Source organism: Paenibacillus cymbidii (assembly GCF_004764705.1).
Taxonomy (GTDB): Bacteria; Bacillota; Bacilli; order Paenibacillales; family NBRC-103111; genus Paenibacillus_AN; species Paenibacillus_AN cymbidii.
In genome coordinates this window covers 13,172-33,903 of record NZ_SHLX01000031.1, presented here as the reverse complement: position 1 = coordinate 33,903, position 20,732 = coordinate 13,172, and the positions used below count along the sequence as shown (strand labels likewise).

Genomic DNA, 20,732 nt, shown 5'->3' with positions numbered 1-20,732 from the left:
TGTGCGTCAAACAAGCAAGCTGCGGATGGTTCCCATTGTAGAGCCGCGCGCCGCCGACGTAAATTGAAAATCGCCGCCATCCGTTCAAAAATCGCGCTTGAAGCCACTTAAATTTGCCGCGATTGCTTCAAAAATCGGTCGCTTTGCCGCCCAGCCGACTCTTTCCATTGAATCGCCGCTGGCGTTTCGATACAATTCTGTGTATCCGCAGGAACACGTTGCACGGGTAGAAGCAATTACTTTGCGGGGCCCCGGAATGAGATCTGAGGGAGGGGGAAAATCGGGCATGCCGGCGCTGTGGAACAACATGAAGCAGTATGCGGTGTACCGCAAAATCTTTTTTTCCTACCTGATTCTCGTTCTGGTGACGATTCCGGTCATCTCGACCGTGCTTTACCGGATGTTCGCCGACCGTTCGATCGCCGAAATCAACGACGCCGCCAAATCCATGCTGGCGCAAACGAGCTACACCTCCGACATGATCCAGGATCAGGTGCTGTCGGTCGGCAACGAGCTGATGCACGACAACAACATTATCACCGCGATGCTGTCGGATACGCGCGACCCGCTGCTGGAGAACGAAGTGGTGCAGAAGTTCCGCTACATTCAGGCGGTTTATTCTTTTATCGAATATGTAAGCATTTACAATGGCAACACCGACCGGTATTTGAATTACAAGGGCCAGACGAAAGAGCTCGACGCCGAAGTGCTGAGGCGCATCCACACCCACAAGAGCGACACGTATTGGGAGTTTTTCCCGCGGCGCTACGCGGAGGTGATCAACAACACGCAAAGCTACAACGTGCTGACGTTCATCCTGTACTCCAACTTTTCGGCCCTGATGCCCAACAACAGCGCGCTGGTCATCAATATCAACGAAGAGAAGCTGATCCGCAAGACGATCAGCGGCATGAACCGCAAGCTGAACAGCGACATTATGGTCGTCGATGAAAAAGGAGTCGTCCTGTCGCATACCGACGAGCGCCTGTTTACCCACGATATTTCCGGCGAGCCGTACATGCAGCGCGTCCTGCAGACGGATGCCAAAGAAGGTTCGTTCACCGCCTACATCGACGGTCGGAAACAGCTCGTTACGTATGTCAAATCGGCGGAAAACGCCATGGGCTGGATCTATGTCAGCAAAAAGCCGTATGCGCAGGTGCTGTCGGGCATTCACCGGCTGCTGGTGATTACGCTGCTCGTATCGGCGGCGCTGCTGCTGCTCGGCCTCGTCCTGTCGGCGCTGCTGACCGCCAACATGTCGAACCCGCTGTCCGCCCTGTTCACGCGGGCCCAGTCGCTGGAGAAGTCGCTGCGCACCGCGGCGCCGATGCTGAAGGAGACGTACGTCCATTTGCTGCTGAGCGGCAAGGCGGAGCGGCTGCCGCACGCCGCCGAAGCGGACATTCTGGAGGATTTGCGGGCGCAGCTGACCGGCATGTATTTCTGCGTCATCGTGCTGCGCATCGACGACGCCCGCGCCTTCGCCGCGCGGCCGTACAAGGAGCAGGAACTCGTGCGCTTCGCCGTGCGCAACATCGCCGGCGAGTTGATGGCGAAGCACGGCAGCAGCTACGCGCCGGACATCGACGGCGGCGATGTCGTGCTGCTGCTGCAGTTAGCCGCTCCGGCGCTGCCGGAGAGCGTTGTGCTGACGCTGGGCGAAGTCGGCGCCGCCGTGCGGCAATATTTCCACTTGTCGGTATCGGCCGGCATCGGCGACGTCGTGGCGGAACCGGGGCGCATCCCGGATTCGTACCGCTGCGCCGCCGATTATTTGCAATATCGGCTGTTCTTCGGCCATGGCGTCATCATCGACCGCAACCGGACGGAAGCGTATCCGGCCGCGGGCGGCGGCATTGGTAGTGGTGGCGGCGGGGAGTACCCGCACCGCATCGAAAGCGCGCTGACCGAAGCGATTCAGCTCGGCCACGCCAGGGACGCGGACAAGGAAATCTCCCGGTTCGTGGAGGCGATCCGGACGATGAGCGTCAAACAAGCCGTCGTGGCGATCAACCGGCTCGTCTTTTCGCTGCTCAAGAAGTTCGACGGCATGCTGCCCGAAGGCGACGGCGATTACGCCGGCTACATGCGCGTCATCTACTCGTTCTCCGAGCCGGAGACGCTCGACGACGTCGCCGTGCGGCTGAAGGAGCTGGCCGGCGTCATCACCCGGCGGCTCGAGGAGAAGAAGGAGCATCGCAACCGCGATGCGATCGAGTCCGTGCGCCGGCTCGTGTTGGAGCGCTACAGCGACCCGAACCTGTCGCTCGACTGGATCGCCGACCAGGTGCATTATTCGGCCGGTTACCTCGGCAAGCTGTTCAAGCAGTTGACGGACCAGACATTCGCCGAATACGTCAGCGCCGTGCGGCTGGAGAAGGCGGTCGGCCTGCTGTCCACGACAAGCGATTCCGCCGCCGTCATCAGCGAGAAGGTGGGCATCGGCAGCAGCACGTATTTTTTTACGCTGTTCAAGAAAGCGTACGGCATGACGCCCGCGCAGTTCCGCACGCAGCACGCCATGCCGCTGCCGGAGGAGCGGTAACGGCCAAATAGCCAACAATATATGGCCTATGGGCCCTGTCTTGAATCACACCTAGGGCAATCGATTGGATGCGCGTATGCCGGTTACTCGTAAAGCCGCGACAATGCATGGAAGGAAGCCTTCGGCTCCCACGGCAGCCCCGGATAAGCCGACCCGGATCGGTTCGGGTCGGCGTACGGCTTGACGAGGCCGTAGCTGGCCGTATCCAGATCGTACGCCGGGTCGTCGCTGCGCTCATCGTTGCCCGGGTACAGCGGCATCACGAACGTAAACCAGAAAGCGCCATCCACTCCTTCCTCCGCGAAAATCGCCAGCAGCTCTTCCATGTAGCGCACCTGCACGCTTTCGTCGCGTTCGATGCCGGCCTTCAGCCGGTTCGGCGCCGCGCTGCGGTCCACGACCGCCCAGCCGTAGCCGCCTTTGTCCTCGGCGCCGCGATACGTGCAGCAGCCGAATTCGAGCACGACCACCGGCTTGACATGCCGAAAATAGGAGCGCAGCTTCTCGCGATACATTCGTTTGTTGAAGGAATCGCGATAACAATCGACGCCGACATAATCGAACGGGCGCCATTCGACATTTTCCCAGGTACCCGAAGCATACGTGAGACGGCCGCGAAAATGCTCCCGAATCGCATCCGCCGCACGGGACAGGAAAGCGTTAAGCCGCCTGTGAAACGAGCCTCGCCGCAGCGTGCTTGCCAGCAGACGCCATGGCTTCATCATCGTCTGCATCCGTTCCGCCGCCGTTTCTCCAGCGATGAAACCTTTCATGAACAAGCTCAGTTCGCAGCCCGCCACGAAGATGACGTTCGGCGACTTTTGGCGCATCGATTCCGCCGCCTTCGCGCAGTCGGTCAAATAGGCCAGCATCATCTCCTCGGTCGCGTCGACGTAGGAGGGCGACAGCCACACTTCCAGCCCTTGTTCGAGCGCAAACCCGGCCGCAACGGCAAGCCGCCCCGGATCCTGGCCGGAAATACGCACCGCCGTGCAATGAAGCTCCTGCCGGATGACGGCCATTTCCCGCCGGACGACGGCAGGATCGAAGCTTTCGCGGGAGGAGGCCGCTGCCTGCCCTCGGGTGTAAGTTCCGATATCGTAGTGGATGCCCCTTCGCATCGGCCTCGCTGTTTGATTGCCGCTCATGCTCGTTCGACTCCCCTCTCGTCCGCCGCTAACGTCTTCCGACCCGGCACTCGCCTATACAGGCACCAATCGGAACTGGGCGAATATACTGCTCTCGGTTGCAACAATTTCTCCGGGAGGCGCCGGTATGGTCCCCATGTATCCGTATTACAGCTATCAGACGAAATGCAAACAGGTTCCCGTCACGTTCCCGCCGCAGCATCAGGATGTGCAGCCGGGACTGGAGTATGTGATGGACCCGCTGCCGATTTCCGATAACCCCGATTATCGCGGAAGCGGCAAGCTCGCCGGCAAAATCGCCATCATCACCGGCGGCGACAGCGGCATCGGCCGCGCCGTGGCGATCGGCTTCGCCAAGGAAGGAGCGGACGTGGCGATCGTCTATCTGTACGAGCGCGTGGACGCCGAAGCTACCCGGCGCATGGTCGAGCAATACGGCCGCCGCTGCCTGCTGATCGAAGGCGATTTGCGGCAGTCCGCGTTTTCGGCGGAGGTGGTGCAGCGAACGCTTGGCGCCTACGGCAAAATTGATGTGCTCGTGCTGAACCAGGGCGTCCAGTTTCCGCAGGAGAGCATTTTGAATATATCCGACGAGCAGCTCGAAAATACGTACCGCACGAACATTTTTCCGCATTTCTACATGACCCGGGCGGCGCTTCCCTGCCTCGCGCCGGGCAGTGCCATCATCTCCACGGCTTCCGTTACCGCTTATGCGGGCACGCCGCTGCTGGTCGATTATTCATCGACCAAAGGCGCCGTCGTTTCGTTCACCCGCTCCCTGTCGCTCCAACTGGCGAGCCAGGGCATTCGCGTCAATGCCGTGGCGCCGGGGCCGATTTGGACGCCGCTCATCGTGTCCAGCTACTCCGCCGAATACGTCAAGACGTTCGGCCTGGAAACGCCGATGCGGCGCGCCGGCCAGCCGTTCGAGCTGGCTCCGGCGTACATTTATTTGGCATCGGACGATTCCTCGTTCGTCACGGGGCAAGTGCTTCACGTGAACGGCGGCATCATGACGGAAACTTGAGCGCAGCGCGATGCCGCATAGGTGCCGCGTCCGACAAAGAATCGTTGACGTCGCAAAACATCAAACAGGCGAAGCACCGTTTCCGGCGCCTCGCCTGCCCTCTCCTCTTGCCTTATCTCCACCAAGGTTGCGCCGCTTCCTCCGGCGCGCCGAACGCCAGCACTTGTCCGATACGCGGCGTCGCCATCGTTACGCCCAGCTTGCGCGCCGCCGCTGCGGCTCGTTCGACCGGGTCGGTCCAGTCATGCACCGCCAGCGTAAACGCGCCCCAATGAATCGGAATCAGCAGCTTCGCCCGCACGTCTAGATGCGCCTGCACCGTCATCTCCGGCATCATGTGGATCGCTTCCCATCTGGGGTCGTACTGGCCGCACTCCACTAACGCCGCGTCGAACGGGCCGAACCGCTCGCCGATTTCCTTGAAATGCGGCCCATACCCGCTGTCGCCCGAGCAGAAGACGTTCGTGTCCCGCCCGCGGATCGCCCACGAGCACCACAACGTCGCGTTGCGGTCCACGCCGCGCCGGCCGGAGAAATGCCGCGCCGGCGTACAAGCGAGCGTCAGTCCGTTCCAGCTGACGGTGTCCCACCAGCCCATCTCTTCGATCTTGTCCGGCGCCACGCCCCAGCGTATCAAGTGCGCCCGCACCCCGTAAGGGACGAAGAACCGCCCGACCTTGTCCTTGATCTGTCGCACCGTGCCGTAATCGAGATGGTCGTAGTGGTCATGCGTGATAAGCACCGCGTCAAGCGGCGGCAGTTCCTCCGGCGCAAGCGGCGGCTGTCCGCTGAACCGTTTGCCGCCGATCGCCGGGAACGGCGAAGGGGCGCGCCCCAGCATCGGATCGACCAGCAGCGTCTTCCCTTCGAAGCGCAGCAGGAACGTCGAATGGCCGAACCAAATCGCTTGCGGCCGCTCGTCGCTCAGAAACCGGGCCATATCGACCGGCTCGGCGGCGAGCGTCTCCTTCGGCTGGCGCCGGGGGCCGCCTTTCATGAAATCGATCATTACCGCGATCGTCGTCGCCGGGCCCATGGCCATCGAGGTCGGAATCAGGTTGTCGAACTTGCGGCCGGCGTAACGGACCGATTCCTTCCGCTCCATCGTTTCGCGTTCGCCTTTCGACAGCCGGCCGCCCAGCACCGGCAACAGCCGGTACCCGCCGTATCCGATCGCCAGCAGCACAAGAATACCGGCTATCCACCACATCCACGACATCTTGCAATTGTCCTCTCGTTCGCTCCGCCTGCCGGCGGCGCTTAGTCGTATCCGATTTTACCCGATCGAAAATTCCAGCCCAAGCCGCAACGTTTCCCCCGGTTCGACGAGCAGCAGCTCCTGCTGCCGGTTCATCTCGTTGCTGCGCGCCGTCCAGGGCTCAACGCAAACGAACGGTTTGCCGGGGACGCTCCACAAATATACGTAGCGAAAAGCGTGCGAATACGCCAGCGCGACCCTCATGCCGTCCGCCGGTTCAAACGCAATCGCCGCCGCTCCTGCGTCGAGCAGCGCTACCGCCTCCCGCAGCGGCCCGAGGTCGACGGAGCCGGCGAACGGCTTGACCTCGCGGTCGTTATAGTCGTAATAACGCGTTGCGTCCGTGGCGAACGCGAACTGCTTGCGCTCCGGCTCGCAGCGAAAATAAGGATGAAACCCCGCGACCATCGGCATGGCCGTATTGCCCGGGTTGCGATACTCCTGTTCGATCGCTAGTACGCCGTCCCGCAAGCGATACGTGAAGCGCAGCTCGAAGTCGAACGGATACGCTTCCTTCGTCGCCGGCGAGCTGCGCAGCACCAGCGTCACCGCCGCTTGTCCGTCGCTGTCGACAGCCGCAACCTCCCACGCGCTCGTCCGGGCGATGCCGTGGTTTGGCATGCGGTAGCTGCGTCCTTCCCATGTATACGTCAGCTCGGGCAACTGGCCGCAGATTGGGAACAGCACCGGGTTGCCGCCGCGGATGTTCGCCGCCGGATCGAGAAATGTGTCCCGGTCAAGATACAGCAGCTCCCGTCCGTGCAACTGACAGCCAAGCATGATGCCGCCGCGCTCCGGGCACAGCAGCACCTTGGACGCCGTCGACGGCTCCGACAGTTCATAAATGAAGTACCCGTCGGTATAGGTACGGACTTCGTATGCCGTCCGTTCGTTCCGTTCCTCACTCACCGCTCCCTCTCCCCTCATTTCGGTATGGGTCCATTATAGCCAAATGGCGAACCGCTTCACAAATGTAACGCAGCCCCAGTATCACCGCCACAGCCGGTGCCCATTCCCCGCGCTCCCTCCGCTTCCAAAATAGGCCATAAAAAATGGCTTATACGCCCCTTTTGGCTCGCTACACCCGAAATAACCAGTGAAAACACTGGCTATTTCGTCCCAAACACCCCCAAACCGGCCTTTCCAGCGAAATAACCAGCGATTTCACTGGCTATTTTGCTGCTTCCACCCCATTTGAGCGAAATAGCCAATGAAACATGGCTTATTTCAAAAAAAACCGCATCCAGGCTGGTTTCCCCAACCGGAATGCGGTTTTCCGTTCCTGCGCCCCGCCCAATCCGCCCCGCTTACTCTGCCCTACCCCTTGCGCACCGTGCGCCGCAGTTCGTCGTGCGTTTGCCGCACGGCCTCCGCGAACTCCGCCCACAGGTTGTCTTCGCGATCGTACAGCCCGTAGTTGCCGATCAAGCCGTTACGCGCGGTATAGTCATACAGCGCAAACCAATGCGTGCCGACCATAAACGGCAGCTCGGCGGTGCGCAGCACGAAGCTGCGGTAGCACTCGCCGCGGCGCGTCTGATTGCGCACCAGCGTCTTCTGAGCGCCGTTCGTGACGAGATCGAAGCCCGCTTCCTTGCCGGCAGCGAAGCTGAACTCGGTAATCATCTGCGGCTTGCCAGTCAAACGATGCACCCGCTCCAGCCACGCTTCCGGCAAGTCGAAGCTGTAGAAGTTGAACGTAAACACGTCGACCACATCCTTGGCCGCTTCGAACACAACCTCCGGCGTGCCGGTGCCGACCATGCGGCAGCCGAGGTTCAGATGCGTCGCGTCGTACTGGCGAAGCACCCTCGACGTGACCCCGAAGTACATTTCCGCGATCTTCCGCAAGAACGCCAGCTTGTCCGCCGCGAGCAACGCCTTGTTCGCCCGCAGTTCGCGCAGCCAGAGCAAGTCGTCGAACGCCGTATATTCCGCGCCCCACTGCTCGTTCAACGCCTCAATCGTCCCGTAGCGCTCTTGCAGAAACGCCACCCACGCCTTTTTGCCCGGCCGCTCCGCAGACAACCGGATGTAGTCGTCGACGAGCCCGGTGTCGTTCGCGCTTTTGCCAGGGTCGTTGTCGCCCCATTGCCCGCCGCTGCCCCACCAGTGCAGCTCGTTGTCCGTATACCAGCCGATCAGCGTTTCATCACCGGCCAGCGATCCAGGCTGGTTGTACAAAATTTCGACGACCGCACGGTGCGCCGACACCTCGAACACCGGATCGAACACGTCGGGGAATCCGTACGCGCCGCCGGGACCGGCCCAGCCGCCGTTGACCATCGGCGCGTGGCGCGACATGCGCGCTTCGACCGTCTTCGGCATCGGCTTCGTCCGGTAATACGGCATATGCCAGGCCGCCAGCGTATTGAAGCCCAGCGAACGAATCGCCTCGTATTTGCCCTCCGCCCACCGCCCGAACCAGCCCGCGCCGCCGTATTTGGCGGCCAGCTTCATCTCCATGTCTTCACCGATCTGGTAGGTGACGCAGTTTACGCCAAGCGAATAAAACGATTGCCCTTCGGCATCAATCAAGGTCCATTTCCCGTCGCGCTCTCCGATTGTAAAGCGCCTCGACATTTCTCCCATGCTCCTTGCCCTCTCCTTTTCCTCTATCAAAATGATGCGGCGGTTATGCCTCCATCCGCTTCTTGTATTCCCCCGGGTTCATGCCGAAATGCTCCTTGAACAGCTGCGAGAAGTACACGACGTTCTCATAGCCGACTTCCCCGGCAATTTCGTACACTTTCATCGACGTGCCAAGCAGCAGCTCGCGCGCCTTGCGCATGCGAACGGCAACCAAATAATTCCACACCGTCATGCCCGTTTCCTGCTTGAACAGCCCCGCGCTGTAGTTGCGGCTCATCTCCGCGACGTCGGCGATGTCCTGCAGGCTCAGCTTCTCCGCATAATGCCGCTCCACATACCGTTTGATCTCCTCGACCACCTTGCGCGCCGGATGATCGATCACTTCCTTGGCCGCGCCGAACAGCCGCAAGGCGCCCTCCTCCAGACGGCGCACCGCGCACAAGCGGAAGTAGCTGCGCTCGCGTTCCTTCGGCAGCGTCTTCTCGCCGATCGCCGAGTCGGTGCCTTCGTCGAGCGTCGCGTCAAACTTGTCGCGGCGCAGCTCCTCGCATACCAGGTTCAGCCACACCATCGACAGCGGGATGAGCAAATAGAACGCTCCGTCCGCCCACGACTCCAGCATCTCCAGCGTGTCGACCACCATCAGCGGCATCGTTTCCAACTGGTACGCCTGCACTTGCTTCACCCAGCGCTCCATCATCGGCCGGTGATGCGGCAACAGCCGCACGACGCGCTGGTACGCTTCGTGATAACGGCGCCGCGTCAGCTCCGCAATCGCTTTGCCCAGCGCCGCGTTCAGCACCTCCTGCTCGATCGGCTTCAGGATGTAGTCGATCGCCCCGTGATGAATGCTTTCCCGCGCGTACTGAAAATCGTCGTAGCTCGACACGACAATGCATACCATCCAGGGGAACCGCTCGTTGATCAGCCTGATTAATTCGAGGCCGTCCATCACCGGCATGCGCACGTCCGTGATGCATATATCCGCATGGTGCAGCTCGAGCCATTCGAGCGCCTTGCGCCCGTTCGGCGCCGCTTCCGATACGACGGCGAGCTCGCTTGCGCTTGTTACCCGCTTCTCCAGACTGGAGCGAATCCAAGGTTCGTCGTCGACGATCAACACATGGTGCATTATGGCGTCCTCCTCATCGGCAAAGCTTCGGCGCCGCTGCCGCTCTCGGTTGTTATGCGGTGCAGCCGCGGCGGGAATACGATGCGCACGATAGCCCCGCCCTGCGGATCGTTCATCACCTGTATGCCCGAATGTTCGTCCTGATAGTACATGCGCAGCCGGTAATGCACGTTCAGCAGGCCGACTTGCGCCAGCTCGCTGTACTGCTTGTGCGTCTCCGTCTCGCGAAGCTTGCGCTGCAGCTCCCGCAGCTCGTCTTCGCCGAAGCCGGCGCCGTTGTCGCGGATCGTCACGCCGAGCCAGCCCGGCTCGATCAGCGCGACCCTCACTTCGACGTGCAGCGGCTCACCGGTCACTTCTACGCCGTGCTTGATGCAGTTTTCGACGATCGGCTGCATGATCGCTTTCAGACAATCGCTTTCGCCGCAGCCCGCCTCCATGGCAAAATCGTACGTCACCACATTGCCGTAACGGATGGAAATAATCCGCAAATAATCGTCGAGATGGCGCAGCTCCTGGTCGATCGTTACCAGCTCCGTGCGATAATTGGATGAATACCGCAGCATGCGCGAGAGCGAGATCGTAATTTGCTCGATTTCGCGGTGTCCCGCCAGATCGGCCATCGAATTGATCGTTTCCAGCGTGTTGTACAGAAAGTGCGACTGGATTTGCGACTGCAGCGCCGACAGAATCGCCTTCTGCTGCACAAGCCGCGATTCGGTCAGCTGATGCACCGACTGGTCGAGCTGCCCCAGCATCCGGTTGTATGCCTGCGCCAGATCGGTCACCTCGTCGGTGCCCCCGACCTCGACAAGCTGATCGAAACGGCCGAGCTGCGTCTGCTTGATGACCCGGCGCAAATGGGTAATCCGCCGTGTAATCGACGTCGTGACGTAAACGACAAGCGCGATAGCAATGACGAGCCCGATCGCGGCGATCAGCACCGTTACATTGCGCACCTTGCCGATGCTGCCGGCCACATCCGCATACGGCACCACTTCGAGAATGCGCCAGTCGGTGCGGGGAATCGTTTCGAAGATGACAAGCTCCTTCGTCTCCTTGCGGAAGAACGATCCCTCCGTACGGCCGCCCATCTTCTCCACGATATCCGCATCGAGCTTGGTCAAAATCCGGTTCGTATCCGGATGCACCAGGATCGTGCCGGACGCGTCGCTGATCATGCCGATTTGCCGTTCCCCGAGATGAATTTCCTGCAAAATGCTCTGCAGCGGCGCAAGCGATACGTCCATCTTCAAGTAACCGTTCGGCAAATTGTACGGCGTATAAAGCTTCGTCAACGTCATCACCGGAAAACTGGCCGGCGTCCCGTCCATGTTCAAATATTGATTGGCCGTCGCAATATCGAAGAATACCTTGTCGGTATTGTCAATGCGGCTAAGCCAGGGTTCGTTCTTCAGCGAATATTCGTAGCGGATGCCGTAAATCGTCGTGTAATTCGTCTCCACGCCGCTTGCGGACAGCATCGTGATCGACAAAATTTCCGGGTGCCGCGAAACGAACGGCTGCATCTGCAGCCGGCGAATGGCATAGTACGTGCGGACGATGTCGTACGTGTCATCAGGCGGATACCCGAGCCATTCTTTATATTCGTCCATGTTGCCGATCAGCAGGAATCCTTGCTCATATTCATTCAAGTACCGGTTCATATTCAAATTTGCCTGCCGCAGCACCTGCTGGCTGAAGCGCTCGACATCGGCGCGAATCGTTTGCGACGTTTCGTAATAACTGAAGAAGCCGATGGACACGACAATGCCGACAACGATCGTCGTCGTAATTGTAATGAATTTCCACTTGAGCGATCGTTTGATGGCGTGCAGCATAGCGTGGCCCCTTCGTCCCCGAAGTCGAGACAGGAATGCCCGCAAGGGAAAAGAGGACACGTCAGGCGTGTCCTCTCTTCGCCGCGCGGGTGCGCGTTCAGTCGCGTGCGCTTATTTTTTGCGGTACTTGTTGTACCAATCCGTCTCTTCCTTAATCATAGCGTCTCCGCCCTGTTTGCGCCACGTCGAGATGAACGTGTCGTAGGAGGAAGACGGCGCTGCGCCCAGAATCACTTTCGAGGCTGCTTCCAAATACATCGTATCATAGTTGGCGTTGTTTTTGGCGGTAACCATGCCGACTTGCTGGTTCACGATGCCTTCGCCGTTGGCGACTTTATAAGCGGCCGACAGCTTGGCGTAATCCGCCGGCGAGCTCTTCGCCTTCATCACGTCGTCGTTGTAGCCGTGCATCTGGAACCAGTTTTTGCGCCAGTCGTTTTTGTCGTTCTTGTCTTTGTCGGCATTGTAGACGATGTTCGCACCGTCTTTCTTGTACGTATCGCCTTCCACGCCGTATTCCGTATACGCCTGGCCTTCCGCCGTCACTAGCCAGTCGAGCCACTTGACGATCGCTTCCGGATTTTTGGCGCTTTTGAAAATGATGAACGTTTTCGCCACCGGCGAAATCGACGTGCCGACCGGTCCGTCGTAGCCGACGCCCTTCGGAGTCGGAATCGTGATGACGTCCGGTTTGGCCCCCTGCAGCGAGTTGGTCAAATCGGTTTGCCATTGTGCGGACAAGGACGGATCGTGCGCCCAGACGCCGACGACGCCGGACTTGATCTTCTGCTCCCAGACGGAACGCGAGTTCGTCAGGAATTCCTGGTCGAGCAGTTTCTCCTTGTAAAGGTTGGCCAGGTATTCCAGCCCTTTCTTGATATCCGGCGTTGCGCCGCCATAAATGACTTCGTTATTGAAGTAACGCGTACGGGTAGGAAGCACGCCCCACATGCTGAAGATGTTGTCGCCCCACGAAATTTTCTCGCGCATCGTGAACGGAATTTCGTCCTTCTTGCCGTTTCCGTTCGGGTCGCCGTCGCGGAACGCCTTGAGCACGTTCAGCAATTCGTCCGACGTTTTCGGAATTTGCAGGTTCAACTTGTCGAGCCAGTCCTTGCGGATGTAAAGGATCGAACCCGTTTGCGCCAGGGAAGGCTGCGGGATGGCCAGAATTTTGCCGCCTTGCGTTACCGCGTCCCAAGCCGTTTGCGGGATGACCTTCTTCAGGTTTTGGCCGTACTTGTCGATCAGCGCGTTCAGCTCCAAAATTTTGCCGCTGTCGACCAGTTCCTGCTCCGGCGGCGACCATTGCGAGTAGACGTCCGGAAAATCGCCGGCCGCAAACTTCAGCTTCAGTTGATCGGCATATTGGCCGTGCGGCAGCGTCTGGATATCGATATCGGTATTCGTCTTCTGCATCATGTACTTCAGCGAAGCGTTGTCCTTGGGCGGTACGGCTACACTGTAATCGGAAATGTAGAGCTTGAACTTGGCGGGCGCCGCCGGCGTTGCCGACGCTACAGCGGTAGGAGCTGCGGATGCCGAAGCCGATGGCGCGGTGGATGCGCCGCTATTCTTGTCGGATCCCGAAGAACAGGCGGTAATGCCGACGAGAGCGCTTGCAACGAGCAGGCCGGCAGAACGTTTCCACATCGGAGTCATGGATTTTTTTCCCCCTAGCAAGATGATGGCATAATTTTATGAGGACGACTCCCCCCGGAAGAGAGCCGGTCATAACGAATGAAACGCGATGCTACTCCTTGATCGAGCCGATCAGGGCCCCTTTAACAAAATGCTTCTGAATGAACGGGTAGACGAGCAGAATCGGGATCGTGGCAACGAGCACCGTCGCCATCTGCAGCCCTTGCGGCGAAATATCGGCCGATCGTTCGGCGATCGCCGCCGCGGCGCCGTCGGTTTCATTCATGCTGAACTGCGCGATCATCGTGTACAAGTAGAGCTGCATCGTCTTCAGCGCAGGCTTGGTCACATACAGCAGCGCCAGGTAATAATTGTTCCAGTTGCCAACGGCGTAGAACAGGATAAGCGTCACCATGATCGGCAGCGAGAGCGGTACGGCGATTTTCCACAGGATCCGCATCTCGTCCATGCCGTCTACGCGGGCCGCCTCGAACATCTCTTCGGGCAGCGAGCGGAAGAACGTCATGCAGATCAGCAAGTTGAACGCGTTAAGCGCCGCCGGAATAATGAGCGCCCACAGCGTGTTGATCAGCAAGAACGATTTGACAATAATATACACGGGCACGATCGGAGCCTGAAAAATAATCGTAAAGACGATCAACAGCAGGAACAGCTTGCGGCCGCGAAAGCCCCGCTTGGACAGCGGATATGCGGTCAGAATCGTCAGCAGCATATTGATCGCTGTGCCGACAATGACCACAAACAGCGTATTGCGAAACGATCGCCAGAAAATGCTGTTGTTGATAACCAGCTTGTAATTGTCGAAATTCCATTCCACCGGCCACAGCTTCACCCGCATGTGGATGAGCGCGTTGGTCGAGCTGAGCGAGCCCGCCGCCACGTGCAGCACGGGCAAAATGATCGCGGCGCAGGCAAGCAGCATCAGAAGGACGTTGACAATGTCGAATGTCCGCTCTCCGCGGGAATGTCTGATTCGCATGATGGTTCGTCCCCCTCTCTAGTAGATGCTTTCGCCCGTCGTCGCCTTGCTCGCCCGATTGGCCAGCACCAGGAGTATGAACCCGAAGACCGATTTGAACAGTCCGATGGCCGTCGTAAAACTGTACATGCCTTTCAGGATGCCTTCGCGATACGTATACGTGTCAAGCGTATCTCCCGTTTGGAACGTAATCGGGTTCAGGAAAATATATATTTGCTCGAAGCTCGAGTCCATGACCGTGCCGATCTTCAGAAGAAGCAGCAGCATGATCGTCGGCAGCAGGCCCGGCAGCGTGATATAGAGCAGCTGCTTGAACCGGCCCGCGCCGTCGATCCGGGCGGCCTCGTACAAGGACGGGCTGATGCCGGTAAGCGCCGCAAGAAAAATAATAGCATTCCACCCCATCTCCTTCCAGATGCCGGAGACGACGATAATGGAACGGAAATATTCCGCCTTCATCAGGAAAAAAATCGGTTTGCCGCCGGCCGCGACGATCCACTGGTTGATCAGGCCGGATTCCGGGGACAGCAGCATGTAGCCGAGACCGCCGATAATGACCCACGACAGGAAGTGGGGCAAGTACAGAATCGTTTGCACCGTGCGCTTGAACGCCATGTTCCGCAATTCATTGAGCAGGATGGCCAATATAATCGGCGCCGGAAAAGAAAATAAAATCTGGTAGAAGCCAATAATCAGCGTGTTGAATAATAGCCGGCGAAAGTTGGGGTATTGAAAAAATTGCTCGAACCACTTGAATCCGACCCAGTCGCTGTGGGCGAATCCTTTGAAAATGCTGTACTCTTGAAATGCGATAACACTGCCGAGCAGCGGAACGTATTTGAAGACGACAAAATACAGCATGCCGGGCACGATCATCCAGTAAAGCAGATGATTCTTCTTCACGTAGCGCCACAGCGATTCGCGGACGACCGAGCGGCTTGCCTGATCGTCAGGCTGCTGGGTCATGGCTGTCGCGGAGGAGTTGATGTCCAATGCGAGCCGCTCCTTTCTTCCCTCGGGTGTACTTTTATTATAGTCTTTCCCGATTCCCGAACAATGAGGGCATCCTCCGATTTCTATTGGTATATTCCGAATTGAAGCTGGCCGCCGGCCGCAAAATACAGAAAAACCCTGAAACGACAAACCTTAACGGCTTGCAGCTGCAGGGTTCTTGTTCAACTTGCTTGCGGATTACGAACGTTTGCCGGCTATATGCGCCGCAATCAAACTGCCGTGCTTGCGCCCGGTCTCGATGAATACTTCGTTCGCTTCGCGGCCGGAAGCGACGACGCCCGCCACGTACAGCCCTTCGACGTTCGTCTCCATCGTCTCCGGATCGAACCGGGGAATGTCGTAATCCCCTTCCACCCGTACACCCATGTTGCCGAGAAACGAGCGGTCCGGCCGAAAGCCGGTAAGCGCCAGCACAAAGTCGTTGGCGAACGTCAAGCGGGCCTGTTCGTCCGTATCCGCGGCGGATGACGATCTTTCCACCGTCACCGTATCGTTGTCGATGCCGACGACCCGCGAGCCGAACAGCATGCGGATGATCCCTTTGTTCACCATGCTTTCGAAGATCGGCCGCACCCAGGGCTTGATATAAGGCGAATACGTATCGCCGCGGTAAACGACCGTCACTTCCGCCCCGACCCGCATCAGCTCGAGCGCCGCGTCGATGGCCGAATTGCTGCCGCCGATAATCGCCACCTTCGTGCCCGTATACGGATGCGCCTCGCGAAAAAAATGCGATACCTTGGGCGACGTCTCCCCGGGAATGCCAAGCAGGTTCGGGTGGTCGAAATAGCCGGTCGCAATCACGACATGCTGCGTTTCGTACTCGCGAAGCTTGCCCCAGCGGTCCTGACTGGCGACAACGAAGCGGCCGTCCGGCTGCTTCCTGGCTTCGATTACGGTTTCGTAGCTGTTGATCCGCACGCGGTGCCGCTCCGCCACCGTGCGGTAGTAGGTCAGCGCCTCCTGGCGCGACGGCTTCTCATGCGGGGTCACGAACGGGATATTCCCGATCTCCAGCAGCTCCGGCGTGCTGAAAAACCGCATATAGGTGGGGTATTGATAAATCGAGTGGACGACGACGTTCTTCTCGATGACAAGCGGGTTCAAACCGATGCGCTGCAGCTCGATCGCGGCAGACAGTCCGCAGGGTCCGGCCCCGACAACAATGGCTTGCTCCAACGGCGACTTCCTCCTTCTCCTCTTGCACGGTACGTTTTGCTGGTTCCATTATAGCGAAATCCGACCTATTTAAGAAACGCATAAAAACCTCCGACACCGCATTTCCTGCGGCACCGGAGGTTGGGGAAAACAGAAGAATTAGTTCGCGAAAATCGACAACGACGATTCCTTGTCGAAGAAATGCGCTTTGTTCATGTCGATCGCCAGCTTCACGTTCGTTCCTTCCTTGAAGCCGGAACGTCCGTCCAGACGGGCAATGACGTTGTCTTTGCCGATGCCGTTCAAGTACAATTGGATCTCGTGACCGAGGTTTTCCAATACTTCGATGTGGCCCGTAACGATCGTGTTCGGCGATCCTTCGATAAATACCGGCTCATCGTGCAGGTCCTCCGGACGAATGCCCATGATGACTTCTTTGCCGACATAACCTTTCTCGCGCAGCACTTTGCTGCGGCCTTCGGAAACTTGCACGTTGACGCCCGTCGCTTTGAAACGAAGCGAGCCGCCTTCTTCTCCCAAAGTGCCTGCGATGAAGTTCATCGAAGGCGATCCGATGAAGCCGGCAACGAACATGTTGACCGGGTTGTTGTAGATTTCTTCCGGCGTAGCCGCTTGTTGAATGATGCCGTTCTCCATAACGACGATGCGCTCGCCCATGGTCATGGCTTCCGTCTGGTCATGCGTTACGTAGATAACGGTCGTTTCCAGACGTTTGTGCAGCTTGCTGATTTCGGCGCGCATCTGTACGCGGAGTTTGGCGTCCAAGTTGGAGAGCGGTTCGTCCATCAAGAATACTTGCGGTTCGCGGACGATCGCGCGGCCAAGAGCAACACGTTGGCGCTGACCGCCGGACAGTGCTTTCGGCTTGCGGTCGAGCAGATGCTCGATGTCAAGAATTTTGGCCGCTTCGCGCACGCGTGCGTCGATGTCGGCTTTCTTGAATTTGCGCAGCTTCAGGCCGAATGCCATGTTCTGATATACGTTCATGTGAGGATAGAGCGCGTAGGACTGGAACACCATCGCGATATCGCGGTCTTTCGGAGCGACGTCGTTCACGAGACGGTCGCCGATGTACAGCTCGCCTGCCGTGATTTCTTCCAACCCTGCGATCATGCGGAGCGTGGTCGATTTGCCGCAACCGGATCCGCCGACAAGTACGATGAATTCTTTGTCTTTAATGTCGAGGTGAAAATCTTTAACCGTCGCTTCTTCGTTCCCCGCGTATTTCTTTACGATGTGGTGCAACCGAACCCCTGCCATGTTCATTCCTCCTAAAAAATTAGCTTGTGTTTCGCCTCACGAAAGCGGCAACCCGCTTCGGAAGCTTATACCCCTAACTAACGTGCTTTATCGGTCAAATTTATCTTACCGCACCGCCCTGCAAATGACTATGCACAATCCTTACAAAAAAATTACTTTCTTTTCGTCACTTTATACAACAACAGTGCTACCTTGACAAGAACGGCGTCGCTGAACAGCCGCACGTCGAGTCCTGTCTCCTGCTTGAACTTGTCCAGCCGGTAAAGCAGCGTATTGCGGTGGATGTACAGCTTCTTCGCCGTTTCGCTGACGCTGCAGTCGAGCGCAAAAAACTGCTCCAGCGTCGCCAGCATCTCCGCGTCGAACACATGGTCGACCCGCTTGAACACCTGCTGGGCGAAACGCGTCTTGTCCGCTTCCGGCAAACCGCTCAGCAGCTTCTCCAGCTTCAGCATCCAGGGCAGGTGAATGTTGTCCTCGATGTGGAACGTGCGCCCGAGCATCATCGTTTCGCGCAGCTGCAGAATGGTCGCAAGCAGCGACTTCGCCGGCGTCATCGGGTAATGGATCGAGAGGTGGCACTCCCCCACCCACTCGCTTTCCAGCATTTCGTACAGGCCAAAACAGATCGACGTCAGCGACTCCTCGATGCTTTCCTCTTCCGTCGCCTCTTTGTCTCCGCCGGCCGTCGCCATAAGAATCGATTCCGGACCGAGAATCAGCCACTCCTTATCCATTAACGGCACCAGCGTAATTTCCGCGTCAAAAAACGATTCCAGCAGCTTCTTGAAGTCATGGTACTGCACAACCCGCGAATCGGAATAATCGCCGTACAGCAGCAGCGGGATTTTCGTGCCGTACCAGCCGAGCTGCGCGGCGAGCGCATCGGGAAGCTCCGCATGGGTCACGCCCGATTCCAGCTGCCGGTAAAACCACTCCTTCACCAGCGCCGCCCGCCGCTCTTCCTCGGCCATTGCGCCGCCGTGCCGTTTCTCCTGCGTCCGGTTCGCGTCAAGCGCCAGCTCCACCAGCTTGCGTTCCGCTTCGGTAACGCCGCCGCGCTCCACCGCGAGCACGGCCGCCTGCTGCTTCGAATGATGTTCCAGCAGGAACAGCACGTCGTCTTCGCGGACTACGCTCCGCCGGGAAGAGGACGGCTTGTTCTGCGCCGCGGCAAGCGCATTCCACTCGTCCACCGCAATCGTGATCTGACGGACGGACCCAGGCAATATTTGCTCGAGTTGCTGCTTCAATCGTTCCCAGTCCATGCTCCGCTCCTGCTTCCGAATAGTCTTGGCCGCATGCCGGCTGGCGGCTGGCGGCTTTTTTTCCTATTGTACCACACCCGGGCGGTTTTTCACGGAAAAGCGGGGCTCCCGGATGAATTCCCGTTGCGAGGGAAATAATGACAACAGCAACTGTTCGGGAGGCAACCCGCTACGATGTATCATTTTCGCTACGGATCCGGCACCGTGCCCTTCGAACTGCCGGACCGGTACCGCGCCGACCGGATCGAACCGCAATGGGGGCCGCCCCCGCAGCAGGACCCGATCCGCGCGGCGCTGGCGCGGCCGATCGGGAGCGTGCCGCTGCGCGAGCTGGCTGCCGGCAAACGCAGCGCCGTCATCCTGGTCAGCGACGGCACGCGGCTGTGCCCTGCTCCGCTGCTGCTGGAGCCGCTGCTGGACGAGTTGTCCGCCGCCGGTTTGGCCGACGAGCAGATCGCCATCGTCGTGGCGCTTGGCGTGCACCGCCGGCATACCGAAAGCGAGCTTGCCGCGCTTGTCGGCGCAAGCGTCTATCGCCGCATCGCGGTGCGGAACCATTCCGCGCGCGAGGAGGACAACGCCTTCGTAGGCGTGACGACGCGCGGCACGCCGGTATCGATCAACCGCGCGGTGCTGTACGCCGATCTGCGCATCGCCACCGGCAACATCGAGCCGCACCGGCTCGCCGGCATGTCGGGCGGTGCCAAGGCGCTCGTTCCCGGCGTCGCCGCGCGCAGCACGATCGAAGCCAATCACGCGCTGTCGCGTTCGGCCGCCGCTGCGGAGCCCGGCCGGCTCGACAACCCGGTGCGCGCCGATATGGAGGAAGCGCAGCGTTTGGTGCCGCTCCATTTTCTGCTCAACGTCATCGCCGACAGCGACCGCCGCATTGTCGCCGCGTTTGCCGGGGAGACGGAAGCGGCCTATCGGGAAGGCGTCCGCCGGGCGCAAACGATCTTCTTCCCGGAGGCAGGCAAAGAATACGCGCTCGTCATCGCTTCGCCCGGCGGGCATCCGAAAGACATGCAGCTGTACCAGTCGGTGAAAACGCTGCAAAACGCCGAAAGCGTCGCTACGCCCGGAGCGCCTCTTGTCCTGATCGCGCAGTGCGAAGAATATTACGGCAATACCGTGATGCAGGATTGGCTGGAGCATATGCCGGACCGGGAAGCAATGCTTCGGCGGCTGTCCGCCTCCTTCGTCCTTGGCGCTCACAAAATCGGTCAAATCGCCGCGATCGCCGCCCGGCACCCGATCTATTTGCACTCGGTTATGCCGCAGCCGCTGGTCGAGTTGGCCGGGTTGCGGCACGCCCCCGACCTGCAGGCGACAATCGGCGGGCTGCTCGCCGGCCTGGACGCCGAACGTGCGCGCATCGCGCTTATGCCTTTCGGCGCCGTCACATTTCCGCTACAGAAAGGATGAGTTCCCATGCATTGGTCCGGTTGGCCGCTGGAACGATTGTTGATTTTATTCGTCGGCGCCGCCTACATCCTGATCGGGGTGCAGGTAACGATGTCGCACTACCGCCAGCAATTTCATCACAAAGCGATGTTGGCGCCAGTCATCGCTTCCCCGCTGTTCGTCATCAGCGGCGTTGCGCTCGCTTTTTCGCGATCGGGCCTGCTGCTCGGCATTTTCACCGTTCTCATGTGGATCGGCGTCGTCGCCGGCATGGGCGGGCTATATTACCATCTGCACGGGGTCGGCGTTCGTGTCGGCGGCTTTGCGGGGCGCAACTTCCTGGTCGGCCCGCCGGTCGTCATGCCGGTCGTGTTTACGGCAATGGCCGCACTGGGCCTGATCGCCGTTTACTGGGGGTGA

Annotated in this window: 16 protein-coding genes; 4 read left to right on the top strand and 12 right to left on the bottom strand. The window is 59.3% G+C overall.

The genetic code is table 11. The annotated features are described in order from the left end of the window. Positions 1–286 precede the first annotated feature (286 nt). Positions 287–2,548 carry a helix-turn-helix domain-containing protein gene (locus tag EXY20_RS30715; RefSeq protein ID WP_167859647.1) on the top strand — a complete coding sequence of 754 codons (2,262 nt, stop codon included), beginning with the start codon at positions 287–289 and terminating at the stop codon, positions 2,546–2,548. An 83-nt stretch (positions 2,549–2,631) separates the two neighbouring features. On the opposite strand, the gene EXY20_RS30710 is transcribed toward EXY20_RS30715, so the two are convergent. After that, positions 2,632–3,696 carry a hypothetical protein gene (locus tag EXY20_RS30710; RefSeq protein WP_207671357.1) on the bottom strand — a complete coding sequence of 355 codons (1,065 nt, stop codon included), beginning with the start codon at positions 3,694–3,696 and terminating at the stop codon, positions 2,632–2,634. 127 nt (positions 3,697–3,823) lie between these two features. Between EXY20_RS30710 and EXY20_RS30705 the strand changes: the two genes are divergently transcribed. Further along, positions 3,824–4,723, top strand: coding sequence for an SDR family oxidoreductase (locus EXY20_RS30705; RefSeq protein WP_135556244.1), 900 nt, complete (start codon positions 3,824–3,826; stop codon positions 4,721–4,723). A gap of 112 nt (positions 4,724–4,835) precedes the next feature. Here the strand turns inward: EXY20_RS30705 and EXY20_RS30700 are convergent, their stop codons facing one another. From EXY20_RS30700 to EXY20_RS30650, 11 genes are all read right to left on the bottom strand, one after another. Beyond that, on the bottom strand, positions 4,836–5,828 hold the full coding sequence (locus EXY20_RS30700; protein WP_407944945.1) for an MBL fold metallo-hydrolase: 993 nt from the start codon (positions 5,826–5,828) through the stop codon (positions 4,836–4,838). A 171-nt stretch (positions 5,829–5,999) separates the two neighbouring features. After that, positions 6,000–6,890 (bottom strand): aldose epimerase family protein, encoded by an 891-nt coding sequence (locus EXY20_RS30695; protein ID WP_235886278.1) that lies wholly within the window; start codon positions 6,888–6,890, stop codon positions 6,000–6,002. Between the two features lie 408 nt (positions 6,891–7,298). Then, positions 7,299–8,564, bottom strand: coding sequence for an alpha-amylase family protein (locus EXY20_RS30690; protein ID WP_135556241.1), 1,266 nt, complete (start codon positions 8,562–8,564; stop codon positions 7,299–7,301). Between the two features lie 52 nt (positions 8,565–8,616). Beyond that, positions 8,617–9,705, bottom strand: a complete 1,089-nt coding sequence (locus EXY20_RS30685) for a response regulator (protein ID WP_135556240.1) — start codon at positions 9,703–9,705, stop codon at positions 8,617–8,619. Beyond that, positions 9,705–11,546, bottom strand: coding sequence for a cache domain-containing sensor histidine kinase (locus EXY20_RS30680; RefSeq protein WP_135556239.1), 1,842 nt, complete (start codon positions 11,544–11,546; stop codon positions 9,705–9,707). Before EXY20_RS30680 ends, EXY20_RS30685 begins: the two co-directional genes overlap by 1 nt. A 111-nt stretch (positions 11,547–11,657) precedes the next feature. After that, a complete protein-coding gene (locus EXY20_RS30675; protein WP_135556238.1) occupies positions 11,658–13,208 on the bottom strand; it encodes an extracellular solute-binding protein in 1,551 nt (516 codons plus the stop codon). Between the two features lie 91 nt (positions 13,209–13,299). Beyond that, the gene (locus EXY20_RS30670; protein ID WP_135556237.1) at positions 13,300–14,187 is read right to left on the bottom strand and encodes a carbohydrate ABC transporter permease; all 888 of its coding nucleotides are present in this window, start codon (positions 14,185–14,187) and stop codon (positions 13,300–13,302) included. 18 nt (positions 14,188–14,205) lie between these two features. Continuing rightward, complete coding sequence (locus tag EXY20_RS30665; protein WP_235886277.1) at positions 14,206–15,180, bottom strand: ABC transporter permease; 975 nt, start codon at positions 15,178–15,180, stop codon at positions 14,206–14,208. A 198-nt stretch (positions 15,181–15,378) separates the two neighbouring features. Continuing rightward, positions 15,379–16,380, bottom strand: coding sequence for a YpdA family putative bacillithiol disulfide reductase (locus tag EXY20_RS30660; protein WP_135556236.1), 1,002 nt, complete (start codon positions 16,378–16,380; stop codon positions 15,379–15,381). 138 nt (positions 16,381–16,518) lie between these two features. Next, complete coding sequence (locus EXY20_RS30655; protein ID WP_135556235.1) at positions 16,519–17,640, bottom strand: ABC transporter ATP-binding protein; 1,122 nt, start codon at positions 17,638–17,640, stop codon at positions 16,519–16,521. A 152-nt stretch (positions 17,641–17,792) separates the two neighbouring features. Continuing rightward, positions 17,793–18,908 (bottom strand): PucR family transcriptional regulator, encoded by a 1,116-nt coding sequence (locus tag EXY20_RS30650; RefSeq protein ID WP_135556234.1) that lies wholly within the window; start codon positions 18,906–18,908, stop codon positions 17,793–17,795. Positions 18,909–19,082: 174 nt separating this feature from the next. Here EXY20_RS30650 and EXY20_RS30645 point away from each other — a divergent pair, with 174 nt between their 5' ends. Together EXY20_RS30645 and EXY20_RS30640 are read left to right on the top strand one after the other, a co-directional pair. After that, positions 19,083–20,333: a nickel-dependent lactate racemase family protein gene (locus EXY20_RS30645; RefSeq protein ID WP_135556233.1), complete on the top strand. Its 1,251-nt coding sequence runs from the start codon at positions 19,083–19,085 to the stop codon at positions 20,331–20,333. 6 nt (positions 20,334–20,339) lie between these two features. Further along, positions 20,340–20,732 (top strand): hypothetical protein, encoded by a 393-nt coding sequence (locus EXY20_RS30640; RefSeq protein WP_135556232.1) that lies wholly within the window; start codon positions 20,340–20,342, stop codon positions 20,730–20,732.